The organism is Buttiauxella selenatireducens, from assembly GCF_031432975.1.
Classification (GTDB): domain Bacteria; phylum Pseudomonadota; class Gammaproteobacteria; order Enterobacterales; family Enterobacteriaceae; genus Buttiauxella; species Buttiauxella selenatireducens.
On record NZ_CP133838.1, the window covers coordinates 3,551,380 to 3,574,542 of the forward strand.

Genomic DNA, 23,163 nt, shown 5'->3' on the forward strand with positions numbered 1-23,163 from the left:
GGAGCCGCTAATGACCCCTTCAACGCACAAATTGTTGTTAAGACTTGCCCCGTGGGCGCTGCCGGTTGCCATTATTGCAATCTGGCAACTCTCTTCGAGTGCAGGCTGGCTCTCTAATCGCATCCTCCCTTCGCCAGAAGGGGTGGTTGTCGCATTCTGGAACCTCTCAGCCAGCGGCGAATTGTGGCAGCACCTGGCGATCAGTTCGTGGCGTGCGGTGATTGGTTTCAGTATCGGCGGCTCTCTGGGGTTAACTCTCGGGCTAATCAGTGGACTCTCCCGTTGGGGAGAGCGTTTGTTGGATAGCTCAATTCAAATGTTACGTAACGTCCCACATCTGGCGCTGATCCCGCTGGTGATTCTGTGGTTCGGCATCGACGAGTCAGCGAAAATTTTCCTTGTGGCACTCGGCACCCTGTTCCCGATTTACATTAATACCTGGCACGGTATCCGCAATATCGACCCCGGTTTGCTGGAGATGGCGCGCAGCTATGGGTTATCCGGTTTTAGCCTGTTCGCCCAGGTGATTTTACCCGGCGCGCTGCCTTCTATTATGGTCGGGATTCGTTTCGCCCTCGGTCTGATGTGGCTGACTTTAATTGTGGCAGAAACCATTTCAGCTAACTCAGGGATTGGCTATCTGGCAATGAATGCGCGGGAATTCCTGCAAACCGATGTGGTCATTGTCGCCATCATCCTTTATGCCTTACTCGGCAAACTCGCTGATATCAGCGCGCAATTACTCGAACGTGTCTGGCTTCGCTGGCACCCGGCTTACCAGTTGCAGGAGGAGAACGCATGAATACCGCTCGTTTAAATCAGGGGACTCCCCTACTCCTTAACAACGTGACCAAACGCTACGGCAATAAAACGATTCTGGATGAACTGGAATTACGTATTCCCGCAGGGCAGTTTGTCGCGGTGGTTGGGCGCAGCGGCGGCGGGAAAAGTACGTTGTTGCGTCTGCTAGCAGGGCTGGAAAATCCTAATGGCGGATCGCTGATTGCCGGAAATGCGCCGCTACGTGAAAGCCAGGATGAAACACGCTTAATGTTTCAGGATGCGCGTTTGTTGCCATGGAAATCCGTCATTAATAACGTTGGGCTGGGGCTCAAAGGAAACTGGAAAGAAGCGGCAACCAAAGCGCTGGAGTCCGTTGGGCTTGCCAACCGTGCAACCGAGTGGCCCGCTGCACTTTCGGGTGGACAAAAGCAGCGTGTGGCACTGGCTCGTGCGTTGATTCACCGCCCACGTCTGTTGTTGCTTGATGAGCCGCTGGGTGCGCTGGATGCTCTGACGCGTATCGAAATGCAGGAGTTAATTGTTTCTCTGTGGCAAGAGCACGGTTTTACCGTGTTGCTGGTGACGCACGATGTCAGCGAAGCTGTCGCCATGGCCGACAGGGTTTTATTGATTGAAGAAGGGAAGATTGGCCTCGACCTGACGATTGATCTGCCTCGCCCACGTAAGCTCGGCTCTGTCCGGCTGGCTGAACTGGAAGCGCAGGTATTAGAACGTGTGATGAAACGGCTGGTGGTTGAAGAACCGGCACGCGTGGTGCGCACCGGTTAGCATTAGAAGCCCTCACCCCGACCCTCTCCCCCAGGAGAGGGAGAAAACCAATCAAGCTCCCTCTCCCTTTGGGAGAAAGAAAACATCGATCCAGTTCCCTCTCCCTTTGGGAGAAAGCAAACACCGATCCAGTTCCCTCTCCCTTTGGGAGAGGGTTAGGGTGAGGGGAAAACGATGAAAACCTAAGCCAACGCTTTAGTGATTTTCTCGAACAAATCCCCGGACAGATTTTCCAACCCTTTCAACTGAACCAGTGCCGCACGCATCATTTCCTGACGTTTCGCATCATAACGTTTCAGTCGAATTAACGGTTCAATCAGACGCGACGCCACCTGCGGGTTACGGTGGTTTAGCTCGCTGAGCATTTCCACCATAAATTGATAACCACTGCCATCAGGTGCATGGAAGGCAGAAGGGTTAGCAGCCGCAAATGCGCCAATCAGCGAACGCACGCGGTTCGGGTTACCCATGCTAAACGAACGGTGGTTCAGTAATTCACGCACAGTGTTCAATGTGCCTTCCGCAGGGCTTGTGGCCTGCAATACAAACCACTTGTCCATCACCAGACCATCCTGATGCCACTTCTCATCAAATGCCGCCAGCAACTCTACACGGCAAGGCAATTGTGCCGCTACGCTTGCAGACAAGGCAGCGATAGAATCGGTCATGTTATCGGCACTTTGATACTGATGACGCACCAATTGTTCAGCTAACTGTTGCTCACCAAACGCCAGATAACGCAGACAAGTATTACGCAATGCTCGTTTGCCAATATCAGCATGTTCCACACGATAAGTATCGAGTTTATTGGCGTTGTAAACCGCGAGGAATTCATCCGCCAGTTCGTTTGCCAGAGTGCGCATCAATGCTTCATGCACTGCGGCAATCGCATGTGGATCGATTATCTGGAACAGTTCGGCAATTTCGTTTTGCGAAGGCAACGTCAGAATTTCTGCCGCCAGTGCCGGGTCAATTTTCTCATCCAACAAAATGGCGCGGAACGCATCGGCCACATGCAGCGGCAGTGAAAGCGGCTGCCCTTGCTGGCAACGATTTACGTTCAATTTAATGTAAGTCGCAAGCAGACTTTGCGCGGCATCCCAACGGGAGAAATCGTTGCGAGCATGGCGCATCAGGAACGTCAGTTGCTGGTCGCTCCATTTGTATTCCAGTTTTACTGGCGCCGAGAACTCACGCAGCAAGGAAGGAACCGGCTGGAAATAAACGTTATCAAAGACAAATGTCTGCTCTGCCTGCGTCACATTCAGCACGTGGTGAATCGGATGGCCATTTTTCTGCAGCGGAATGACTTTGCCTTCGTTGTCATACAGTTCGATGTCGAACGGAATATGTAACGGCTGCTTTTCTTGTTGTTCAGCAGTTGGCGGCGTTGTCTGGCTAATAGTCAGCGTATAGAGCTCTTTTTCCGGATCGTAGTCATCACGCACAGTGACGACTGGCGTGCCTGCCTGACTATACCAACGGCGGAAATGGGACAGGTCAACGTTTGACGCATCTTCCATCGCTTGTACGAAATCATCACAGGTTGCAGCACTACCGTCATGACGTTCAAAGTAAAGCTGCATGCCTTTCTGGAAGTTTGCTTCGCCCAGCAAAGTATGCAGCATACGGATAACTTCTGAACCCTTCTCATACACGGTCAGCGTGTAGAAGTTGTTCATTTCAATCACTTTATCCGGGCGAATCGGGTGCGCCATCGGGCTTGCGTCTTCGGCAAACTGCATTGCGCGCATGGTACGCACGTTTTGAATGCGGTTAACCGCGCGTGAGCCCAGATCAGAGCTAAATTCTTGATCGCGGAAAACAGTCAGCCCTTCTTTCAGGCTTAACTGGAACCAGTCGCGGCACGTAACACGGTTGCCGGTCCAGTTGTGGAAGTATTCATGGCCGATAACGCGTTCAATATCGAGGTAATCTTTATCGGTCGCCGTTTCTGCACGCGCCAGCACATATTTGGAGTTAAAGACGTTCAGGCCTTTGTTTTCCATGGCGCCCATGTTGAAGAAGTCGACGGCGACGATCATATAAATGTCGAGGTCATACTCGAGGCCGAAGCGGGTTTCATCCCATTTCATTGATGCTTTCAGCGACGTCATCGCCCAGCTTGCACGGTCCAGGTTGCCACGGTCGACAAACAGCTCCAGCGCGACATCACGGCCAGAACGCGTTTTATAGGTATCGCGCAGCACGTCGAAATCACCCGCCACCAGCGCAAACAGGTAACACGGTTTTGGGAACGGATCTTGCCATTGCACCCAATGACGACCATTTTCCAGTTCACCTTCGGCAATACGGTTGCCGTTAGATAGCAGGAATGGGTACTGTTTTTTATCGGCAATGATTTTAGTGGTGAAGCGCGCCAGAACGTCCGGTCGGTCGAGATACCAGGTAATGTGGCGGAAACCTTCAGCTTCACACTGGGTGCAAAGCGCGTCGCCTGAAAGGTAAAGCCCTTCCAGCGCGGTATTGGTCGCAGGGCTGATTTCATTAACGATGGTCAGGGTGAAGGCGTCTGGCAGTGATTCGATAATCAATGCACCCTCTTCCTGGCGGTAATCTTCCCAGGCAGCACCGTTTACAGCAACAGACACCAGCGTCAGGTCTTCGCCATCAAGACGCAATGGCGCACCTGCTGTACCCTGGCGGGTTATCTGGCTAATGGCTGTGACCAGGGTTTTTGCGGCATCAAGGTCAAAGGTCAAATCGATATCGGTAATCGTGTAATCCGGCGCACGGTAGTCGTGGCGATATTTGGCTTGTGGCTGTTGTGTCATAAAAAACCTTATACATCATCCGTAAGTTTGCGGAGTTCAGTCTATTCCTGTTGCCCGAATGTTGCCACGCAGAATCATCAACTTTTCTGGGCTTCTCACGCGAATTGCTACATATATATAACAAGCGGCACGAATTGCCATCGACCAGAAAGTGCCCGTGTGTTGTGATCCAGGTTTAATAAACAGATAATCAGGGTATACTCCTGCGTCTTTTATCTGCTTAGCCCTTGATGGAAACGCTCCTGTGAGAGGATGCTGCAACGCGCCATGACACGACACGCTTCCCCTATTTTGCAAACGCTACTGGATACTGACGCCTATAAGCTTCATATGCAGCAGGCGGTATTCCACCGTTATCACGACGTGAGCGTCGCTGCCGAGTTCCGTTGCCGCGGTGATGATCTGCTGGGCGTCTATGCAGATGCCATCCGTGAGCAGGTTGATTTAATGCAGCACCTCGCGCTGACCGACGAGGAGTTCGCCTTTTTGGAAACTCTGCCGTTCTTTAAGGCAGATTATCTCTCGTGGCTGCGTACTTTCCGCTACGCCCCCTCTCAGGTACACATCAGCAATAACAACGGCCATTTAGATATTCGTCTAACCGGCTCGTGGCTGGAAGTGATTATGTGGGAAGTCCCTTTGCTGGCCGTGATCAGCGAAGTGGTGCACCAACACCGCTCACCAGCGGTAACCCCACAGATGGCGCTGGAGAATCTGGAAAGTAAACTGCTTCAGTTCAAAGAACTGACGGCAGATATTGATCTTTCTGCATTCCGTTTGATGGATTTTGGCACCCGTCGCCGTTTCTCGCGTGAGGTTCAGGAGGCTATCGTTAGCCGTCTGCAACAAGAATCGTGGTTTGTTGGCACCAGTAATTACGACCTGGCACGTCGCCTGAATTTAACGCCGATGGGCACGCAAGCTCACGAGTGGTTCCAGGCGCATCAGCAAATTAGCCCGACGCTTGCAAACAGCCAACGTGCTGCACTTCAGGCGTGGCTTGATGAATACCCCGATAAGCTAGGCATCGCGCTGACAGACTGCATCACTATGGATGCCTTCTTACGAGACTTTGACCTCGCATTTGCCAGCCGTTATCAAGGTCTGCGCCACGACTCAGGGGATCCTGTTGAATGGGGCGAGAAAGCTATCGCTCATTATCAGAAACTGGGTATCGACCCTAAAACCAAAGTATTGGTGTTCTCTGATAACCTGGATTTGCCTAAAGCCATTGAGCTGTATCGCCATTTCTGCGACCGGGTCAATCTGAGTTTTGGTATTGGAACTCGCCTGACCTGCGATATTCCAAACGTTAAGCCGCTGAATATTGTGATTAAGCTGGTGGAGTGCAATGGCAAACCGGTCGCCAAACTGTCTGACAGCCCAGGCAAAACCATTTGCCACGATAAAGCCTTTGTTCGCGCGCTGCGTAAGGCCTTCGATTTACCGCAGGTTAAGAAAGCAAGTTAATTCAAATAAAGCCCATCTATACCGTATGTTCGGTTTATGGGCTGCCCTTCTTCTTATATTTCTTCATTCGCGCACGATTTCTGCTTGTCTGTAGGCTCGTGACAGGTAACATAGATAACCCCGCGATAGTGGGTAATTATTTTTATGTCACTGACCAATTAATAGAGAGAAAAATATGAGCGTTGTGCCTGTAGCCGACGTACTCCAGGGCCGCGTAGCCGTTGACCAAGAAGTCACCGTGCGCGGATGGGTGCGTACTCGTAGAGATTCAAAAGCTGGTATCTCCTTCCTCGCCGTCTATGACGGTTCCTGCTTCTCTCCTGTACAGGCCGTCATTAATAATTCTCTGCCTAATTACAATGATGACGTTCTGCGCCTGACAACGGGTTGTTCCGTTGTCGTGACGGGTAAAGTTGTAGAGTCTCTTGGTCAGGGCCAGAGCTTTGAAATCCAGGCAACTGAAGTGGAAGTGACCGGCTGGGTTGATGATCCTGACACTTACCCAATGGCGGCTAAACGCCATAGCATTGAGTACCTGCGTGAAGTCGCGCACCTGCGCCCACGCACCAACATGATCGGCGCTGTGGCTCGTGTGCGTCATACCCTTGCTCAAGCGTTACACCGTTTCTTCCATGAGCAAGGTTACTTCTGGGTATCCACACCGCTGATTACCGCGTCAGATACTGAAGGTGCAGGTGAGATGTTCCGCGTTTCTACGCTTGATCTCGAAAACCTTCCTCGTACCGATGCAGGTAAAATTGATTTCGATAAAGACTTCTTTGGTAAAGAAGCGTTCCTGACCGTATCCGGCCAGTTGAACGGCGAAACTTATGCATGTGCGTTGTCCAAGGTTTATACCTTTGGCCCAACCTTCCGTGCTGAAAACTCGAACACCAGCCGTCACCTGGCTGAGTTCTGGATGCTGGAGCCTGAAGTCGCTTTCGCAAATCTTGACGATGTCGCAGGTTTGGCTGAAGCCATGCTGAAGTATGTCTTCAAAGCTGTGCTTGACGAGCGTATGGATGACATGGAGTTCTTCGCTGAGCGCGTTGACAAAGATGCAGTGGAACGTTTACAGCGCTTCATCGACGCTGACTTTGCGCAAGTTGATTACACCGACGCTGTTACAATTCTCGAGAATTGCGGCCAGAAATTCGAGAACCCTGTTTACTGGGGCGTAGACCTTTCTTCTGAGCATGAACGTTACCTTGCCGAGCAACACTTCAAGGCACCGGTGGTTGTGAAAAACTATCCAAAAGACATTAAGGCCTTCTATATGCGCCTTAACGAAGACGGCAAAACCGTCGCCGCAATGGATGTGTTAGCGCCGGGTATTGGTGAAATCATCGGTGGTTCTCAGCGTGAAGAGCGTCTGGATGTGCTGGATGCGCGCATGGCCGAGATGGGTCTGAATAAAGAAGACTACTGGTGGTATCGCGATCTGCGTCGTTACGGCACTGTTCCGCACTCCGGTTTCGGTCTTGGTTTTGAACGCCTGATTGCCTATGTAACAGGTGTACAGAACGTTCGTGACGTGATCCCATTCCCACGTACACCACGTAACGCGAACTTCTAAAAACGCATTTATTTTCTAAGGCCAGCGCTGCTGGCCTTTTTTACATCTGCGGGTCGAACGTCTTTTTTCTTCAACGAAAGTTAAACAAACGTCAATTTCAACCCCATTCCGCAACTCCCCCGTTACGAAGTGTGTCTGTGAAACAGATAAACATAAAATAACCATACTTTCCGCTCGCACTCTCACTCTTAGCATTGACTTAGCACATTTGGATAAAAGTCACCCAGATGTCTGGACATCCAAAAATCACTCAAAGAATGTACAAATGTAAGCGAAAAATTCACTCGCAATTTCATTATGCGAATTAAACATAAGTAATTCATATATATAGGATAGGAAAGGTGTTTTTTTAGGCGAAGCGGCAAGGAAGTTTGAGTTAGTTCACAAAGTTCCACAAAATACACATTTAGTTACACATAGTTTCCTTTTGTAACTCACTCTCGATGTTTGTAGCACTTTCTGGCTAGCGAAACGGTTTCATGGATGGAAAGATGCCTGACAGATACAGAAAGACACCAAACTCTCATCAATAGTTCCGTACAGAATTATTGACGGCAGTGGCAGGTGTTCACAAAAAAAACCAATGAGGGTAATAAATAATGATGAAGCGCAATATTCTGGCAGTGGTAATCCCTGCTCTGCTGGTAGCCGGTGCAGCTAACGCTGCAGAAATCTATAACAAAAACGGCAACAAACTTGATTTCTACGGTAAAGCTGTAGGCGAGCACATATGGACAACTAACGGTGACACTGATAGCAATGACACCACTTACGCTCGTATCGGTTTCAAAGGCGAAACTCAAATCAATGACCAACTGACCGGTTACGGCCAGTGGGAATACAACATGAATGCCTCCAACGCGGAAGGCACTCAGCCTACTAACACCCGTCTGGCATTTGCTGGTCTGAAATTTGGTGATGCAGGCTCCCTGGATTACGGCCGTAACTACGGTGCAATCTACGACGTAGCGGCTTATACCGATATGCTGGTTGAATGGGGCGGCGATACCTGGGCTGCAACCGACAACTTCATGAACGGCCGTACTACTGGCGTTCTGACTTACCGTAACAACAACTTCTTCGGTCTGGTTGATGGCCTGGCATTTGCTCTGCAATACCAGGGTAAAAACGAGCGTAGCAACGTAGTTGCTCCAAGTGTTGATGACAACGGCACAATTGACTTTGGTCGTGCTGGTAACGGCGCTAAAGCTAACGGCGACGGCGTAAGCACCGCTGTAACTTATGACATCGGCGAAGGCTTCAGCGTTGCTGCGGGCTACGAGTCTGCAAACCGTACTTTCGAACAGCGTGATGCTGCAACTAACCCAGCTTGGGCAAGTGCTGGCGGCGACCGCGCTGAAGCATGGTCTACTGCGGCTAAATATGATGCGAACAACATCTACGCAGCAGTGATGTATGCAGAAACTCTGAACATGACTCGTGAAGCTGACAACAACTTCGCTAACAAAACTCAGAACTTCGAAGCAGTAGCTCAGTACCAGTTCGACTTCGGTCTGCGTCCGTCCATCGCTTACGTGCAGTCTAAAGGTAAGGACCTGAAATCTCGTGGTACCTTCACCGGCGGCGATGCTGACCTGGTTAAATACGTAGAAGTGGGTACCTGGTACTACTTCAACAAAAACATGAACGTATACGCTGCGTATAAGTTCAACCTGCTGGACGACAACAACTACAGCGAATCTGCTAAACTGGCAACAGACGACCAGGCTGCAGTGGGTATCGTTTACCAGTTCTAATTATCCAGCAACGTTGTTGCAAGGATGATTCAAAAGACAGGGCTTCGGCCCTGTTTTTTTATGCCTGAAAAGTTAAAAAAAATAACTTGTGACCAGGGTGGTTTCTTTTTGTTGCAAACGGTTGGCATTTACTAAAACAGCAGTTAACCTGAGAGCGTTACTCCCTCGATATCACAATGGAAACTCGTCATGTTTGAGAACATTACCGCTGCTCCAGCTGATCCAATTCTTGGTTTGGCCGATCTGTTTCGCGCCGATGACCGTCCGACTAAAATTAACCTCGGCATTGGTGTTTATAAGGATGAAACGGGTAAAACTCCGGTTTTGACCTGCGTTAAAAAAGCAGAGCTATATCTGCTGGAAAATGAGAACACCAAGAATTACCTCGGTATTGACGGTATTCCAGAATTTGGCAGTTGCACCCAGGAATTACTGTTTGGGAAAAATAATGCTCTGAGAGCAAATAAACGTGCTCGCACTGCACAAACCCCAGGTGGTACAGGTGCGCTGCGTGTTGCCGCTGATTTCCTCGCGAAAAACACCACCACTAAACGCGTTTGGGTGAGTAATCCAAGCTGGCCGAACCACAAGAGCGTGTTTAACTCCGCAGGGTTGGAAGTGTGCGAGTATGACTACTATGACGCACAGAACCACTCTCTTAATTTCGATGGCCTGATTAACAGCCTGCAAGCCGCACAAGCGGGTGATGTGGTGTTGTTCCACGGTTGCTGCCATAACCCAACCGGTATCGACCCAACGGCTGAACAGTGGAAAACGTTGGCCGAAATGTCATTGGCTAAAGGCTGGTTGCCACTGTTTGACTTCGCCTATCAGGGCTTTGCTCGTGGTCTGGAAGAAGATGCTGAAGGCCTGCGTATCTTTGCTGCAAGCCACAAAGAACTGATTGTTGCCAGCTCTTACTCTAAGAACTTTGGCCTCTACAATGAGCGCGTAGGTGCTTGTACGCTGGTTGCTGCTGATGCAGATACCGTAGATCGCGCATTCAGCCAGATGAAATCGGTTATTCGTGCCAACTACTCTAACCCACCAGCACACGGTGCATCTGTTGTTGCAACCATTCTGAGCAACGACGCGCTGCGTACTATTTGGGAACAAGAGCTGTCTGACATGCGTCAGCGTATTCACCGTATGCGCCAGCTGTTTGTGAATACCCTCCAAGAGAAAGGCGCTAACCGCGACTTTAGCTTTATCATCAACCAGAACGGCATGTTCTCGTTCAGCGGCTTGACCAAAGAACAGGTGCTGCGTTTACGTGAAGAGTTTGGTGTGTATGCCGTGGCTTCCGGACGTGTGAACGTTGCGGGGATGACGCCAGATAATATGGCTCCGCTGTGCGAAGCCATTGTCGCTGTGCTCTAAGAGCAAAGCAGATAAAAAAAGAGCCGCGCAATGCGGCTCTTTTATTTTCCAGACTTACCTTACCAGACCGGTAATTCGTCTTGCAGGAAGGGATTGTGCAAGCGCTCGTAGCCCAGAGTCGATAACGGCCCGTGACCCGGAATAAACGTCACATCATCGCCCAGCGGCAACAACTTGCGTTTAATCGAGTCAATCAGTGCGGCGTGGTCGCCACGCGGGAAATCACTTCGTCCTACTCCGCCTTTGAAAATCACATCGCCGGAAATCAGTAACTGAGATTGCGCATCAAAGAAAACGACATGACCTGGAGTATGGCCCGGGCAATGCAGCACTTGTAAGGCCACATTTCCCACCGATACGCTATCACCCTCATTCAGCCAACGATCTGGCGTCAGTGGCAAACACTCTTCAAGCCCAAACATTTGGCTTTGCGCCGGTAGGCCTTGCAGCCAGAATTCGTCTTCTTTTTCCGGCCCAATAACAGGAACACCGTAATGCTTTGCCAGTTCAGCGGCGGCTCCAACATGATCAAGATGGCCATGCGTTAACAGGACCTGCGTGACCGTCACGCCTTTCGTTGTGACTTGCTGGATGATTTTTTCAGCTTCGCCGCCCGGATCAATCACTGCTGCTTGCAACGTTTCTTCACACCAAACTAATGAACAGTTTTGGGCAAACGCAGTGACCGGAATAATGTGATAGTTCATGACACTCCAATACCGGCAACAATCGCCGGATTCCGTTGTTTTACCAGTGCCTTAGTGGCCCGGTATCAATATGCACAAAGTTGCTGCTGGGGTAGTATCCTACACCACCTGCGCGCATAGATAATGCTGCTTTGCGAACATTGCTCAACGAAATCCCTTCAATATGGAAATCCATTGCCTGCCCTTTTGTGTGATAGCTTTTTTTCGCCACCCCACGACTGCGGGCTCGAAGTTCATTATTGGTGTCTAAAGAGCGATAACCGGATACCAGTTGCACGGGTTTGTTGGTCCCCAACAAGCCTTGCAGGCGATAAAGCTGGTCGAATAATTTAGGGTCGATGGATTTAATTTTATTCGCGCGATAATCACGGAAGAAATGATTAAGTCTTGCTAATTCATCCTGAATATAGCCTTTACCATCGAAAAATTCGGCTTTTAATGACTCCCCAGTATGCAAATTATTGAGAGTCAGAATGCGCGGGCGCGGTGTTGATAGCATAGCAAATGCTTGTGTTGGTAACAGCGAGGCACCTAAAGCCACGCCGCCCAACGCCAGCAGCTTGCGGCGGTTTGCGTCAAATTTGTCCATGATGTCCAGGTCTACATGTAAAAAACGATCGAATAATATGCACTTCAGGCGCACTGCCCGCACCTTAACTGCCAAAACAATATGAGTCAAGGCGCGCTAAAACCCATATAAACCGGGCCCTGTGGAGGGCCCGGATGAGTTTCACAATTATTACGACCGCTAATTCATTAGAATTACTGCATTTACCGTATCAATAATTCAGCTTTCGACAGGATTTGTGCGCCAGATCGCGCGGCGAGATCATAATTGTAAATGTCTGTCCGATATTGCGTGCGGCCATCATCACCGACAAACGCGGTCAGATAGTAGAGATTGACCGGGATGGTCTGCCGAATGTTCACATACTTGGTGTTGCCATCTTTGAGCTGGCTGGAAATCCGCGCATCGTTCCAACCCGCATCTTGCAACAGCATGTTTGCCAGTTCAGATGCTTTATTGACCCTTACGCAGCCAGAGCTCAGCGCACGCGCATCTTTCTGGAACAGGTTGTGATTCGGCGTGTCATGCAAATAGATAGCGTCAGAACTTGGCATATTAAACTTATAACGCCCTAACGAGTTATGAGCCCCAGGTTTTTGCTGGAAACGGAATGGCAAATTGCTGGCGGTGATGGTGCCCCAGTCGACGCGCCACGGGTCGATGGCCTCGGCATTGTTGCTCCAGCCACGCAGAACGCTATAACCGTGTCTGTCGAGATAGCCAGGATCCTGATGTACTTTTGGCAGAATATCGTTGCGAGCAAGCGTCGGTGGCACATTCCACGGTGGGTTAACGACCACATTATTGAGCGCACTGCTCATCATTGGCGTTTTACGGTCAGGACGCCCAACAATAACGCGCGAAGCCAATACTTCACTGCCGTTAAGGTAATAGCTCAGCGAATAGTTAGGGATGTTTACCATAATGCCGGTATCGAGTTTATTCGGCAGTAATCGCAAACGTTGAATATTTAACGCAACCAGTGAAGCTCGCTGTTGTGGCGTCATATTCAGCCAGTCACGTGTTAATTGCCCAATTGAGCCATCTACGCCCAGCCCCTGCCATTTCTGGAAGCGTTTCACCCCTTCCACCAGCTCTTTGCTGTATACACTTCGGACCGCTGGCGTTGATTTCTTTTTCTTCCCGGCAACCGCAGCAGGTACCTGTTCAGCGATTTGCTCACTGTCTTGCTGAATGGCTGAAGGGCTGACTGCAACATCGGCAATAGCCGTACTTGAGCTTGACGGAAGTGGTTTCGCAGACTCAGCTTGCAGCATGCCGGTGCGAGCCAGAATCTCTCTTAGCGCTGGAATATCATTGCTCCACTGGCCAGGGCGGAGCGTTTCGCTGCCCGTCAGCTGTGGCCATGGTCGCGAATCACTTAACAAATGCACCAATGATTGACGCAGTTTGGCGTATTGCGGATGCGATGGCGCAAGTGTTTCGACAAAATTCACCAGCGTTCCTTGATCAACCGCGACTTGCCATTGGTTAATCACAGAAATTGGCGGTGTTTGCATCTTGTAAGGCTTGGTGCCGTACAACCAGCGATTACCTTCCGTTGGGATGCCATAAACAAATTGCAGATAACCCATCATCGCATCGGACAACACAATATCGCGGGTTAAACCGGTTACGGACGGATCGGTGAGCAGCTCAACCCAGGTCGTGAATTGAGGTTGAATACCCGCAATCGCCAGCTCCGCGAGCTGTTGCTGGAAAGCCTTAACGGCATCGCGGTTCTCCCACATCGGCTTCATTTCGCGCGCAGCATAGAACGCTGAGAGGGCATTCAGGTAAACGGGTGTGTAACCCGTCGGCAAATGGGCGATCAGTTGAGAACGACTTTGGGCAGCAGACATGCCTGTCGAATTGAGTGGTAATACGCCCACCATCGTAGCGGTAGCGGTAGATTGTGGTAGCGGCTGATCTGGTGAATGTGCGGGTTCAATGCTCACCGCAGAACTGTCAGATTGAACGACTGCTGGCTCATCTGCATGCGCCATAAACAGTGGAGCGAAACTGAGTGCCAGCCCAAACGTAAGCGCTGACAGTCGAAAACCGTGCAATTTTGTAAGCAACATCCCTTGCCCCCTGTTTAAAACTTCATTTTTCGCCCAGATTTTCGCGCTGGGTTTTAAATCAGTATATAAACAGCGAATACTAATTGCCCGTATAAATGTAAATAAAATTAAAGATTAAGAACTTTCGAAAAAGAAAACGCGGGCCGTAGCCCGCGTTTCTTTATGATGCATCTAAAGTGTCAGCAACTGGCTCGGGAAGCGGTGGCGCAAAGCCTCGCAGGCCCACAACGTGAACGTGTTCATGGTTCTGAACAACCTTACGTACCAGCTTATAGGTGGTGCCTTTTTCCGGGCTGATGTTCTCAGGTGCTGCAATGATCAGTTGCATTTCAAGGCGTTCGCACAACTCAAAGAGCGTAGCAATCGACTTCGCATCCAGTCGTGCCGCCTCATCGAGGAACAGCAAACGGCATGGAGAAATGTCTTTACCACGCAGTCGGCGCGACTCTTCTTCCCAGCTCTGAACCACCATCACCAGAATCGACATCCCGGTACCGATAGCTTCACCGGTAGACAACGCACCACTTTCCGCACGCAGCCAACCATCTGAACCACGGTTAACTTCCACTTCCATTTCGAGGTAGTTACGGTAATCCAGCAGTTCTTCACCAATGGTTTGTGGCGTGCGCTGGCCCATATCAATTTGCGGATTCAGGCGTTGATACAGTTTCGCTAATGCTTCAGAGAAGCTCAGACGATTGCTGTTAAACAGATCCTGATGCTGCTCATGTTGTTCTGAAAGCACATCCAACAACATCGCATGAGTTTCACGCACGTTGACATTCAAACGCACACTGTTCACCTGGCCGAAGGAGACGCTTTGCAGACCCTGGTTCAACATGCGGATACGGTTTTGCTCACGCTGAATCGTCTTACGAATGATATTCGCCACACTGCGTGAACTGATCGCCAGTTTTTGCTCGCGTGAAGTCAACTCTTCCGTCAGACGGCTCAGTTCAATCTCCATCTGCTCGATAGCTTCAACAGGATCATCGGTACGGATAATGTCCTGACGAATACGTTCGCGAAGATGCTGATATACCGCAACAAAGAATTGAATCTTACGTTCAGGTCGCTTTGGATCTTCAGACATGCGCAGTACATCGCGCAGGTGTTCGTTATCCGCAACAGCCAAACGCAGCGCACCCAATGCTTTATCCGAGATAGAACGTAGCTCGTCACCAGTGACATAAGCCAGTTCACGGCGATGCAGACGGCGCTCAACACCATTTTCTTTCACCATACGCATCACGGCACACCAGCCCGCTTTTGCGGTGACAACTTGTTCACGCATTTCAAAATAGCTGCGTTCCAGCTGTTTGAGTTTGCGGGTTAAGTTGCTCATTTCCGCTTCGCAATACGTCAGCGCTTTTTCGAGCTGATTACGACGGCTACGGTTGGTGTTCAATGCCGAGTGTAATTCATCACGACGTGAGCGGGCACGCTCTTCAGCACCAATATCCGCACGTACACCGATGTCCTGGAGTTCTTTGTGCAAGTCAGTGAGCAGCTCTTTTTTGGTATCAAAGGAGCTTTTCAGCGACGCCATTAACTGGCTGAACTGACTTAATTGCTGTGCATGTTGACGCAATGCTTCGCGGGAGCGAGTACGTTCAGCTTCTGCTTGTTCCAGACGACTGCGCAATTTTTCGTTTAAATCACTGTTGCCATCGAGCATCGCAGCGGAGTCAGAATAACTGAAGTGCGCGCGACGTTGGACCACTTCAGTTAAGGCAAACGCCTGCTGACGAGCATCACGCTGCACTTGCTGCGCGTACTGATAATCTTCTTTTAGCTGCTCAAACTGCTCAGGGTCACTTTGCAGAACCGATGCTACAGCTTCAAGTTTCGCAAGTGGGTTACCAAACTGATGCAGGAAGCGTGCGGCTTCTTCCGCTTCGTCGAGACGTTCACGGATTTCATCGCAGCGATCAGCCAGCGTTTCGTCATTGAGTAAACTGATACGTGGCAACAGTCGGTTAAGTTGGTCAACCCCTTCTTTCGCCTGATCGTATTGCTGACGCTGTTGCTGGTTGTCGTTTTCATGGTTGCTGATAGCACGCTCAACTTCACCACGACGAGTGTTGAGCTGGCGAATCTCCGCTTCCGGATCGTCATCAAAAGCCACACCCAAATGCTGGCCAATGAAACGACTGAATGCCTGGTGCAAACGCTGTGATTTCTGCACATCAAACGACAGTGTCGCGAAACGCTCTGCCAGGGTTTCGCGTTCTGCATGCAGGTTTTCAAGGCGGTTTTCACGTGCAGCGCGGCCAAATATTGGCAACTCAGGCAGACGAGAATAACGCCACTGGCGTTCAGCGGTTTTCACCAGAACAGCTGCGTTTAGCTCTTCAACCTTAAAGACGTTGTCATCGAAGGAAGACGGGTCACCTTCGATGAGATAGAGGTCTTCCGGGCAATCTTCCAGGTTGTCTAATTGCTCGCGAACCAGCGATAAATCTGGCACCACAATGGCGTGACGCGACGGGCCATACAAAGCCGAGAAATAAGGAGCATCGTCGAGGCTAATGTCGTCATAAATTTCTGACAACAGTACACCGCCAAAACGTTCAGCCAGCGCATTTAAACGTGGATCTTCGGCACCGCCTGGTTGGCTAAGGCGCTCGATTTCTTCGTCAATGGCACGTTTACGCGCACCGACTTCATCACGTTCAACTGTGACATCACGCTCACGCTCAAGCAGTTGCTGCATGTATTCGGTCACATGCTGGCTGCTTTCAAACTGCTCGTGAGTCTGCTCGCACAGTTGATTAAGACTGGTTTGTGCTGCTAACCAAATCGGCGCACGCAGTGTCAGACGTTTGATTCGTGCCTGGATCTGCTCTTGTTCCTGACGCAGATTTGCACGTTGATCGCTGGCATCAGATACACGTTGCTGCAAGGTCTCGATACGATCGGTGAGCTCTTCATGCAGCACTTCCAGATCTTCAGGATCAAAGTGTTTACCCTGACGCTTGCAGAATTCAGCGAACATGCGTTCAGCTTCTTGCTGCTCGCGAAGACGTTGTTCAAGTTCGTTGAGGCGCGCTCTGAGCGGCTGAACTTGCTCCATCAAATGGCGTTGGTTATTGCTGTCACGCAGTAATTCACGTGCAACGCTCCACGCTTCACTGCGACTCACAGGGCCATTAATAGCGGTAACAAGCTGATAAGCATGTTCAAACTGGCTATGTGCCGTTTGTGCCACACTCATTTTCTGCTCAAGCGTCAGCAGTTTTTCTGTCGTTTCCTGCTCTTTTGCCTGGAAAGTCTCTAACCATTCTTCCGCGCTTTCGGCGGTCAGATCAGGTAAGTGGCACAGCGAACGCGCACGTTCCAGAGCCTGCAACGCTTGTTGATACTGAATGGCTCGCGTTTGCTGAACATCAAGCGCTTGCTGGTAATCGGCAAGCTGGCTTTTCAGCTCATCCACTTCCAGCTCAGCGGCTTCTGCACGGGCTTCATTCTCTTCTTGCTGCTCGGAGGCTTCGGCAACAATTTCATTTTGTTCTTCGAGGCGCATTTGCAGTTCGTCGAGGTCAGCTTCATAACGCTCGATTTTTTCCTGCTGGCGAATCGCCGTTTGCACCAGGTTCAGGTGGTCGCTGGCCGCCTGATAATCCGATTCCAGATCCCCTTCCGCACCACTATGTTCAGCCAGTTCACGCGCCATTTCGACATGTTTATATTGCTCAGCAGCCAGTTGTTTACGGCTGGTGAATAATTCACGGCGGAACTCGAGCGCTTTATCCAGGTGGATGCGGCGTTCATTGGCGTGACGCATGTAATCTGCCGCCACATAGTTAGTGGCTTCCGAAATCAAATGCTTAAACAGATCACGATCTGACTGAGTGACGCGAATAGCCTCAAGTGTCATGCGGTTTTCGCGCAATGCGGCTTCCATGTCCTGGAAAGCCTTACGCACACCACCGTTTTCGGGCAACAGGTAGTCGCGCAGTGAGCGGGTGATGGCGCTGGAAATCCCGCCGTACAGCGAGGCTTCGATCAGTCGGTAATACTTGCTACGATCTGAGGCGCTACGCAGACGACGCGCAACAATCCCCAAATCGAACATCAGTGAGTGGTAATCGGTAATCGAGTTGAACTGTTTAAACTGAACGCCTTCGATGGCTTCCACTTTATCTTTCAGTTCTTGCAGGCTCAGTACGCGAGCTTGACGTTCATTAAGCGTTTCCGTCAGCAGTTGCGTCGGCTGAATGGAAGTAGGTAAACCCTGAATCGCGAACGGTTTGATATCGACTTTACGATCGCGGCCCGCCACTTGTTGCAGACGCACACCGACGACAACACGCTGGTGACGCGAGTTAACGACATCAAGCAGTGAGTAACAGACGCCGGCTTTTAACTTACCGTGCAGACCCTTGTCACGCGAACCGGATGTCGCGCCCGCTTCCGTGGTGTTACGGAAGTGCAGCAGCGTTAAATCGGGAATAAGCGCCGTAACAAATGCCGCCATGGTGGTGGATTTACCCGCACCGTTACCGCCAGAAAGTGTTGTTACCAGTTCATCTAAATCAAAAGTACGCGCGAAGAAACCATTCCAGTTAATCAGCGTTAGTGAGCGAAATTTTCCGCGTTCAATCATTCCTGTTCATCCTCCGCGTTATCCTGAACAGCTTGCGACTCTTCAGTTTCATCATTGAGTTGCAAACGAGTTTCTACCGGCATCGCTTCACCATCGCGGATCATGCGTAATTGCGCTTCACGCGCGTCATCACCGGCGCGCACATCGGCGCCAAAGCGGAATACAGATTCAGAGATACGGAATTTGCTGCTGTCGTGTCCCATAAACCAGATCATGCCGAGGCGGCGTAAACGGGTTAACGAAGCACGGACTTTTTCTTGCAGTTTTTGGCGATCCAGATCCGAGCCTGTAGAACGGTTATTCACAAGTTTGAGTAACTTGTTTTCATCCGCAAGTGTTAACAGCTCATCGTACAGTTCTGCCTGCGTGAAGATACCTTCGTTTGCCAGGCGCTCCGGGCTGAGATAGAGGTAGCAAAGAATTTTACCGACCATCATATCCAGTTCGGACAGCACAGAACGTGGAATCAGCGTCGTGGAGCGCGGGCGCAAATAGAAGAAACCTTCCGGGGCGCGAATCAACTCCACGTTATAGCGGGCGTAAAACTCTTCCAGTTCATCCTGGAAGTCCATCAAATAGGCATGATTATCGAGCTCATCAAGCCCAACGTGCCTACCTGCGCGTAATTGGCTATCGAGTGCCGGAAATAACGGATTGGCCAACGCCTGTGCCAGTTTTACCGGCATCACTTTTTCAATATTTGTTGATGACATGCGCCTGTACCTTGGCTCCGTAATCGTTAATTGCCTGCCACTGTGGCGGCAAGCCAGTAAAATCAGCTTCAGCCACACCCAGACGTACCGCCTGGTCGACTACGATTCTCGCCACATCAAAATGGCGGGCGCGTGGGTATTGCGCCAGATAGTCCCGCATTACTACGCCTAAATCTAGCGGCACTTGTCTGGTTTTGTAGACTTGTAACGCAGCCTCGATCAATGCGGCAAGTTGCTCGCGGATTTCATTGAATTCTTCGAATTCCAGATCGCTTGGCAGTTCACCCGTCACTTCATCATCACGTAACGCCATTTCTTCATCGCGCATATCCAGTAAGCGATCGGCATTGGCATACGTCAGCGCCCATGGCGCATCGAAATAGTTCTGTACCGAAACACGCAAACGCTGTGCAAAGACACGGTTTTTATCCATGTCGATAGCGGTACGAATGAATTTATGAACGTGGCGGTCATAGCCTATCCACAAGTCGATTGCCTGTTGGCCCCAACTGACGATACGGTCGAGTTTGCTTTGCAAATCAAACACCAGACGGTCAACAAAGTGCAGATCATCACGTCCCAGTATTGCATCCTGAATACGCAACAGATTCGCCTGCAATTTATCACCCGCCGCTTCCAGGGTGTCTTGCAATTCTCGTAATGTGCCGGAAGTTTCCGACAACAACATTTCGCAACTGGAAATGGCAGCACGCCAGTCTTTGTTCAGGAGTTGCGCGATATCATCCTTAACCTGTTGCTGGTGCTCATCCATGATGCGCTGGGTGAGATCGATGCTGTCGAAAATCTCAGCAACCGAGTATTTCAGTGGGGCAAAGACGTTACGGTGCCAGTGGAATTCATCACCGCCTTCATTTGCCGAATCGGCGGCACGTTTCAGTTCGCCAGCCACAATCGACAACTGCATCGATAAACGCAGAGTCGAAAATTCACGTTGGCGAATGTAGTAATCTGTAATGCCAATGCCGAGCGGAGTCAGGCGATAAATCGCATTGCCTTCATTGATTTCGCTGACAAAACGGTTAAGCAAACGCTGGCGCACCATATCATTAATGGCATTATTGGCACGAACGTTAATGGTTTCGCTGGTCTGCTCAAAACCGTCACTTACGTGACGGAAAGCATCAATCAGTTCACCTTCACTCATCTCACCGTCGAGCCGCTCACCATTTAACGTGGCGATCGCCAACAGAAACGTCAAACGCTCTGTCGGTAGCGAAATCGAATAATCATTTTTCCTGGCCCAGGCAACCAGTTCCGGCACTGTCTGGGAAACATCACTCATAATTTGTCCTTGGCTCAAGCGGCTTGATAGCTGTCACGTGGATATAGCGGCCGAGGCTCACAAAAGGCTCCTGCCGGCAATAACGCGTTTCAAGTTCAAGCAAATCGTCAAAACCATCGCGTTGTTTGTGCTTATCGCGCAAGTAGTCGTGGAACACTCGCACACCGGTTTTACCGGTAATCTGCCAGCCAATTTGCTCCAGCCAGTGATAAACCTGTTCTGGCTGCAGCGGATTGTCAGGCGAAAGTGTTTTTCTCTTATTCTTTTTCATACCCTGAAGAACATATTCGAAGTTACCGACAAACATGTTTCGCATCAGTAGGCCGTTAGCATTGTAGAACATCAGGGATAAAGCACCGCCAGGTGCAAGATTGTCCCACAAAGTTTTAAGCACAGCTTGCGGGTCGACGACCCATTCCAGCACAGCGTGAAACAATATCAGATCAACCGGTTTTTCCAAATGTTGACCAATATCCTGGGCTGAGGAATGTATGAATTGCATGTTGCTGCTCACACCTTTTTCACAGGCCAGGGCCTGAGCGCGGGAGATCATCTCAGCAGAAACATCACAAAGCAGCACGTCATGGCCACGTTCAGCGAGACCACACGCGGTTTGCCCTTCGCCGCCGCCCGCATCCAACACGCGTAATTTTTCAGGTAACGTGGCAAGCAAAGCATCAAGATCTTGCCACAAGATGGCCTGGCGGAGCTGTCCTTTAGTTGTACCGTAGATGTTGCGTGAGAACTTCTCAGCAATGTCGTCAAAATTGCGGTCACGCACGGGTACGGCTCCATGGGGGAAAGGGTTCATCTAAGAAAGTCGCTATTTTGGCACAGCCGAGCCAAGAATGAACCCGTCTGGTGTAATATCACCCGCGTTTACCTGCTGTATGGCTAAAAAAGGACCCATAATTCATGCTTTTTATCCTGAAAAAATATATCGGCGGGCTGCTGCTCCCCTTACCCTTTTTGTTATTGCTGATGGGCCTTGCGCTTTGCTTGCTTTGGTTCAGCCGTTGGCAAAAGAGCGCAAAAGCGATATTAAGTGTGAGTTGGTTAGTTTTGCTGCTGATTAGCCTGCAGCCAGTGGCTGACAAAATGCTCAAACCCATTGAAGACAGTTACCCAACCTGGCGCGGTAGCGTAAAAGTGGATTACATCGTGGTGCTTGGCGGTGGCTATACATGGAATCCGGAATGGGCACCAAGCTCGAATCTCATCAGCAATAGTTTACCGCGCGTAACCGAAGCAATTCGTCTATGGCAGGCAAATCCCGGTGCAAAAATGATCTTTACTGGCGCGCGTGCGATTACAAATCCGGTCAGTACGGCAGAAGCTGGTGCTCGGGTTGCGGAGAGTTTAGGTGTGCCGCGTTCGCAGATAATCGTGTTGGACTCGCCAAAAGATACCGAAGAAGAAGCGGCTGCGGTGGCAAAAACTATCGGTCAGCAGCCATTCTTGTTGGTCACTTCCGCATCTCACTTGCCACGAGCGATGATTTTCTTCCGCCATGCTGGGTTGAATCCGATCCCCGCTCCTGCCAATCAATTGGCCATTGCGTCGCCACTTAATCCATGGGAGCGAATTATCCCAGCACCGGTTTGGCTAATGCACAGCGATCGCGCCATTTACGAAAGTGTGGGGCGTGTCTGGCAATGGTTAAAAGGATCGTCAGGAGATCCAGGGCAGTAAGTTTTTCGACGCAATATCAAAAGCGGGTCGATTCAGTCGGCCCGACTGTAACAGTTGCGCTACGCAATCCCACAGGACGTACATCCACCGCCGCCACAAGAACGACTCAGCAACGGGTGCTCGTTGTAAATAATGCCAAAGCAGGCTTTCCGACTGCCCTTGTTCATACAGGCGGAATATTTCATATTCACGCGGTGCCCAAAGCATCATACCAGGATTGACCATTGCCAGTAATTGGTCGCTGCGCCCGTCTTTCAGCATGCTACTGAGCGTAAAATTGCCGTGTACCAGCACGCAATTATCGTTGAAATCTTCGAATAAGCGCGGCAAACATTCGCGGGTACGGAACAGGATCCGGCGATCCTGCATGGTCAGGCCATTATTGGGGTATTGATTGAGGGTTGCCCACAGCGTTTCGACACGCTGTCGATACCATGAAGGCCAGATATTCTCTTGAGTGCTGTCGACGTTACCGACACAACCCCGGCTATCGACACGATGCCAGGCGAGCAGCCCTTCCACGATTTGGTCTTTAAGAGGTTCCCAGCGATCAGGCGTGCGGGTGGGCGCTTCGACCGGTACACCACGTAAGCGCTCCATTAAAAGGACATCAGGCCCCGGCGTGTCATCATGCGTCACCACACCGTAAACCACAGGCAAACGCACCGTGCCGGATCGTGCAAGCATGGACATTTTCCAGGCAAGCTGCGCAGCAACACCTGGAATGCTAAAACTTTTCGCCAGCAAAGACATCGCATTCCCGTCGCTGTCATACAGCGACCATAGGGCGGTGTTTGGCTGTTCGTTGATACATTCGATCCGGCTTAGTTTTTCACCCAGCAGATGACTCAATTCCTTGCGTAGCAACTCCATGACTCATTACCCCTTACAACACTGGTGTTTTTATAATGAGCTTGCTGGCACAGGATGTCATCAC

Annotated in this window: 16 protein-coding genes; 7 read left to right on the plus strand and 9 right to left on the minus strand. The window is 50.5% G+C overall.

All coding sequences use genetic code 11. From position 1 onward, the window contains the following. Nucleotides 1-10 precede the first annotated feature (10 nt). Entirely contained in the window at nucleotides 11-802 is a 792-nt protein-coding gene (gene ssuC / locus RHD99_RS16380; RefSeq protein ID WP_309875254.1) for an aliphatic sulfonate ABC transporter permease SsuC, read from the plus strand. Next, complete coding sequence (gene ssuB, locus RHD99_RS16385; RefSeq protein ID WP_309875255.1) at nucleotides 799-1,572, plus strand: aliphatic sulfonates ABC transporter ATP-binding protein; 774 nt, start codon at nucleotides 799-801, stop codon at nucleotides 1,570-1,572. Before ssuC ends, ssuB begins: the two co-directional genes overlap by 4 nt. A 182-nt stretch (nucleotides 1,573-1,754) precedes the next feature. Here the strand turns inward: ssuB and pepN are convergent, their stop codons facing one another. After that, complete coding sequence (pepN, locus tag RHD99_RS16390; RefSeq protein ID WP_309875256.1) at nucleotides 1,755-4,367, minus strand: aminopeptidase N; 2,613 nt, start codon at nucleotides 4,365-4,367, stop codon at nucleotides 1,755-1,757. 267 nt (nucleotides 4,368-4,634) lie between these two features. Between pepN and pncB the strand changes: the two genes are divergently transcribed. The 4 genes from pncB (at nucleotide 4,635) to RHD99_RS16410 (ending at nucleotide 10,550) form a co-directional block, all read left to right on the plus strand. Beyond that, nucleotides 4,635-5,837, plus strand: coding sequence for a nicotinate phosphoribosyltransferase (pncB, locus tag RHD99_RS16395; protein WP_309875257.1), 1,203 nt, complete (start codon nucleotides 4,635-4,637; stop codon nucleotides 5,835-5,837). Between the two features lie 175 nt (nucleotides 5,838-6,012). After that, nucleotides 6,013-7,413, plus strand: coding sequence for an asparagine--tRNA ligase (asnS, locus tag RHD99_RS16400; RefSeq protein ID WP_183273049.1), 1,401 nt, complete (start codon nucleotides 6,013-6,015; stop codon nucleotides 7,411-7,413). A gap of 602 nt (nucleotides 7,414-8,015) precedes the next feature. After that, nucleotides 8,016-9,170, plus strand: coding sequence for a porin (locus RHD99_RS16405; protein WP_374708491.1), 1,155 nt, complete (start codon nucleotides 8,016-8,018; stop codon nucleotides 9,168-9,170). 189 nt (nucleotides 9,171-9,359) lie between these two features. Next, a complete protein-coding gene (locus tag RHD99_RS16410) occupies nucleotides 9,360-10,550 on the plus strand; it encodes an amino acid aminotransferase (RefSeq protein WP_309875261.1) in 1,191 nt (396 codons plus the stop codon). A gap of 59 nt (nucleotides 10,551-10,609) precedes the next feature. Here RHD99_RS16410 and RHD99_RS16415 read toward each other — a convergent pair whose 3' ends face one another. The 7 genes from RHD99_RS16415 to cmoM form a co-directional block, all read right to left on the minus strand. Beyond that, on the minus strand, nucleotides 10,610-11,257 hold the full coding sequence (locus tag RHD99_RS16415; protein WP_309875263.1) for an MBL fold metallo-hydrolase: 648 nt from the start codon (nucleotides 11,255-11,257) through the stop codon (nucleotides 10,610-10,612). A 40-nt stretch (nucleotides 11,258-11,297) separates the two neighbouring features. Then, nucleotides 11,298-11,846 (minus strand): peptidoglycan L,D-endopeptidase MepK, encoded by a 549-nt coding sequence (gene mepK, locus RHD99_RS16420; protein WP_270139492.1) that lies wholly within the window; start codon nucleotides 11,844-11,846, stop codon nucleotides 11,298-11,300. A 182-nt stretch (nucleotides 11,847-12,028) separates the two neighbouring features. Continuing rightward, nucleotides 12,029-13,909 carry a L,D-transpeptidase LdtD gene (gene ldtD / locus RHD99_RS16425; protein ID WP_309875264.1) on the minus strand — a complete coding sequence of 627 codons (1,881 nt, stop codon included), beginning with the start codon at nucleotides 13,907-13,909 and terminating at the stop codon, nucleotides 12,029-12,031. Between the two features lie 160 nt (nucleotides 13,910-14,069). Continuing rightward, nucleotides 14,070-18,518, minus strand: a complete 4,449-nt coding sequence (mukB, locus tag RHD99_RS16430; protein ID WP_309875266.1) for a chromosome partition protein MukB — start codon at nucleotides 18,516-18,518, stop codon at nucleotides 14,070-14,072. Next, nucleotides 18,515-19,231, minus strand: a complete 717-nt coding sequence (gene mukE, locus RHD99_RS16435; RefSeq protein ID WP_309875268.1) for a chromosome partition protein MukE — start codon at nucleotides 19,229-19,231, stop codon at nucleotides 18,515-18,517. Before mukE ends, mukB begins: the two co-directional genes overlap by 4 nt. Continuing rightward, nucleotides 19,212-20,534, minus strand: a complete 1,323-nt coding sequence (gene mukF / locus RHD99_RS16440) for a chromosome partition protein MukF (RefSeq protein WP_309875269.1) — start codon at nucleotides 20,532-20,534, stop codon at nucleotides 19,212-19,214. Before mukF ends, mukE begins: the two co-directional genes overlap by 20 nt. After that, nucleotides 20,527-21,315, minus strand: coding sequence for a tRNA uridine 5-oxyacetic acid(34) methyltransferase CmoM (cmoM, locus tag RHD99_RS16445; RefSeq protein ID WP_309875270.1), 789 nt, complete (start codon nucleotides 21,313-21,315; stop codon nucleotides 20,527-20,529). Before cmoM ends, mukF begins: the two co-directional genes overlap by 8 nt. Nucleotides 21,316-21,449: 134 nt before the next feature. Between cmoM and elyC the strand changes: the two genes are divergently transcribed. Further along, nucleotides 21,450-22,226 carry an envelope biogenesis factor ElyC gene (elyC, locus tag RHD99_RS16450; protein ID WP_309875271.1) on the plus strand — a complete coding sequence of 259 codons (777 nt, stop codon included), beginning with the start codon at nucleotides 21,450-21,452 and terminating at the stop codon, nucleotides 22,224-22,226. On the opposite strand, the gene RHD99_RS16455 is transcribed toward elyC, so the two are convergent. Beyond that, complete coding sequence (locus RHD99_RS16455; RefSeq protein WP_183273059.1) at nucleotides 22,206-23,099, minus strand: YcbJ family phosphotransferase; 894 nt, start codon at nucleotides 23,097-23,099, stop codon at nucleotides 22,206-22,208. The two genes, elyC and RHD99_RS16455, sit on opposite strands and share 21 nt — an antisense overlap. Nucleotides 23,100-23,163 lie beyond the last annotated feature (64 nt).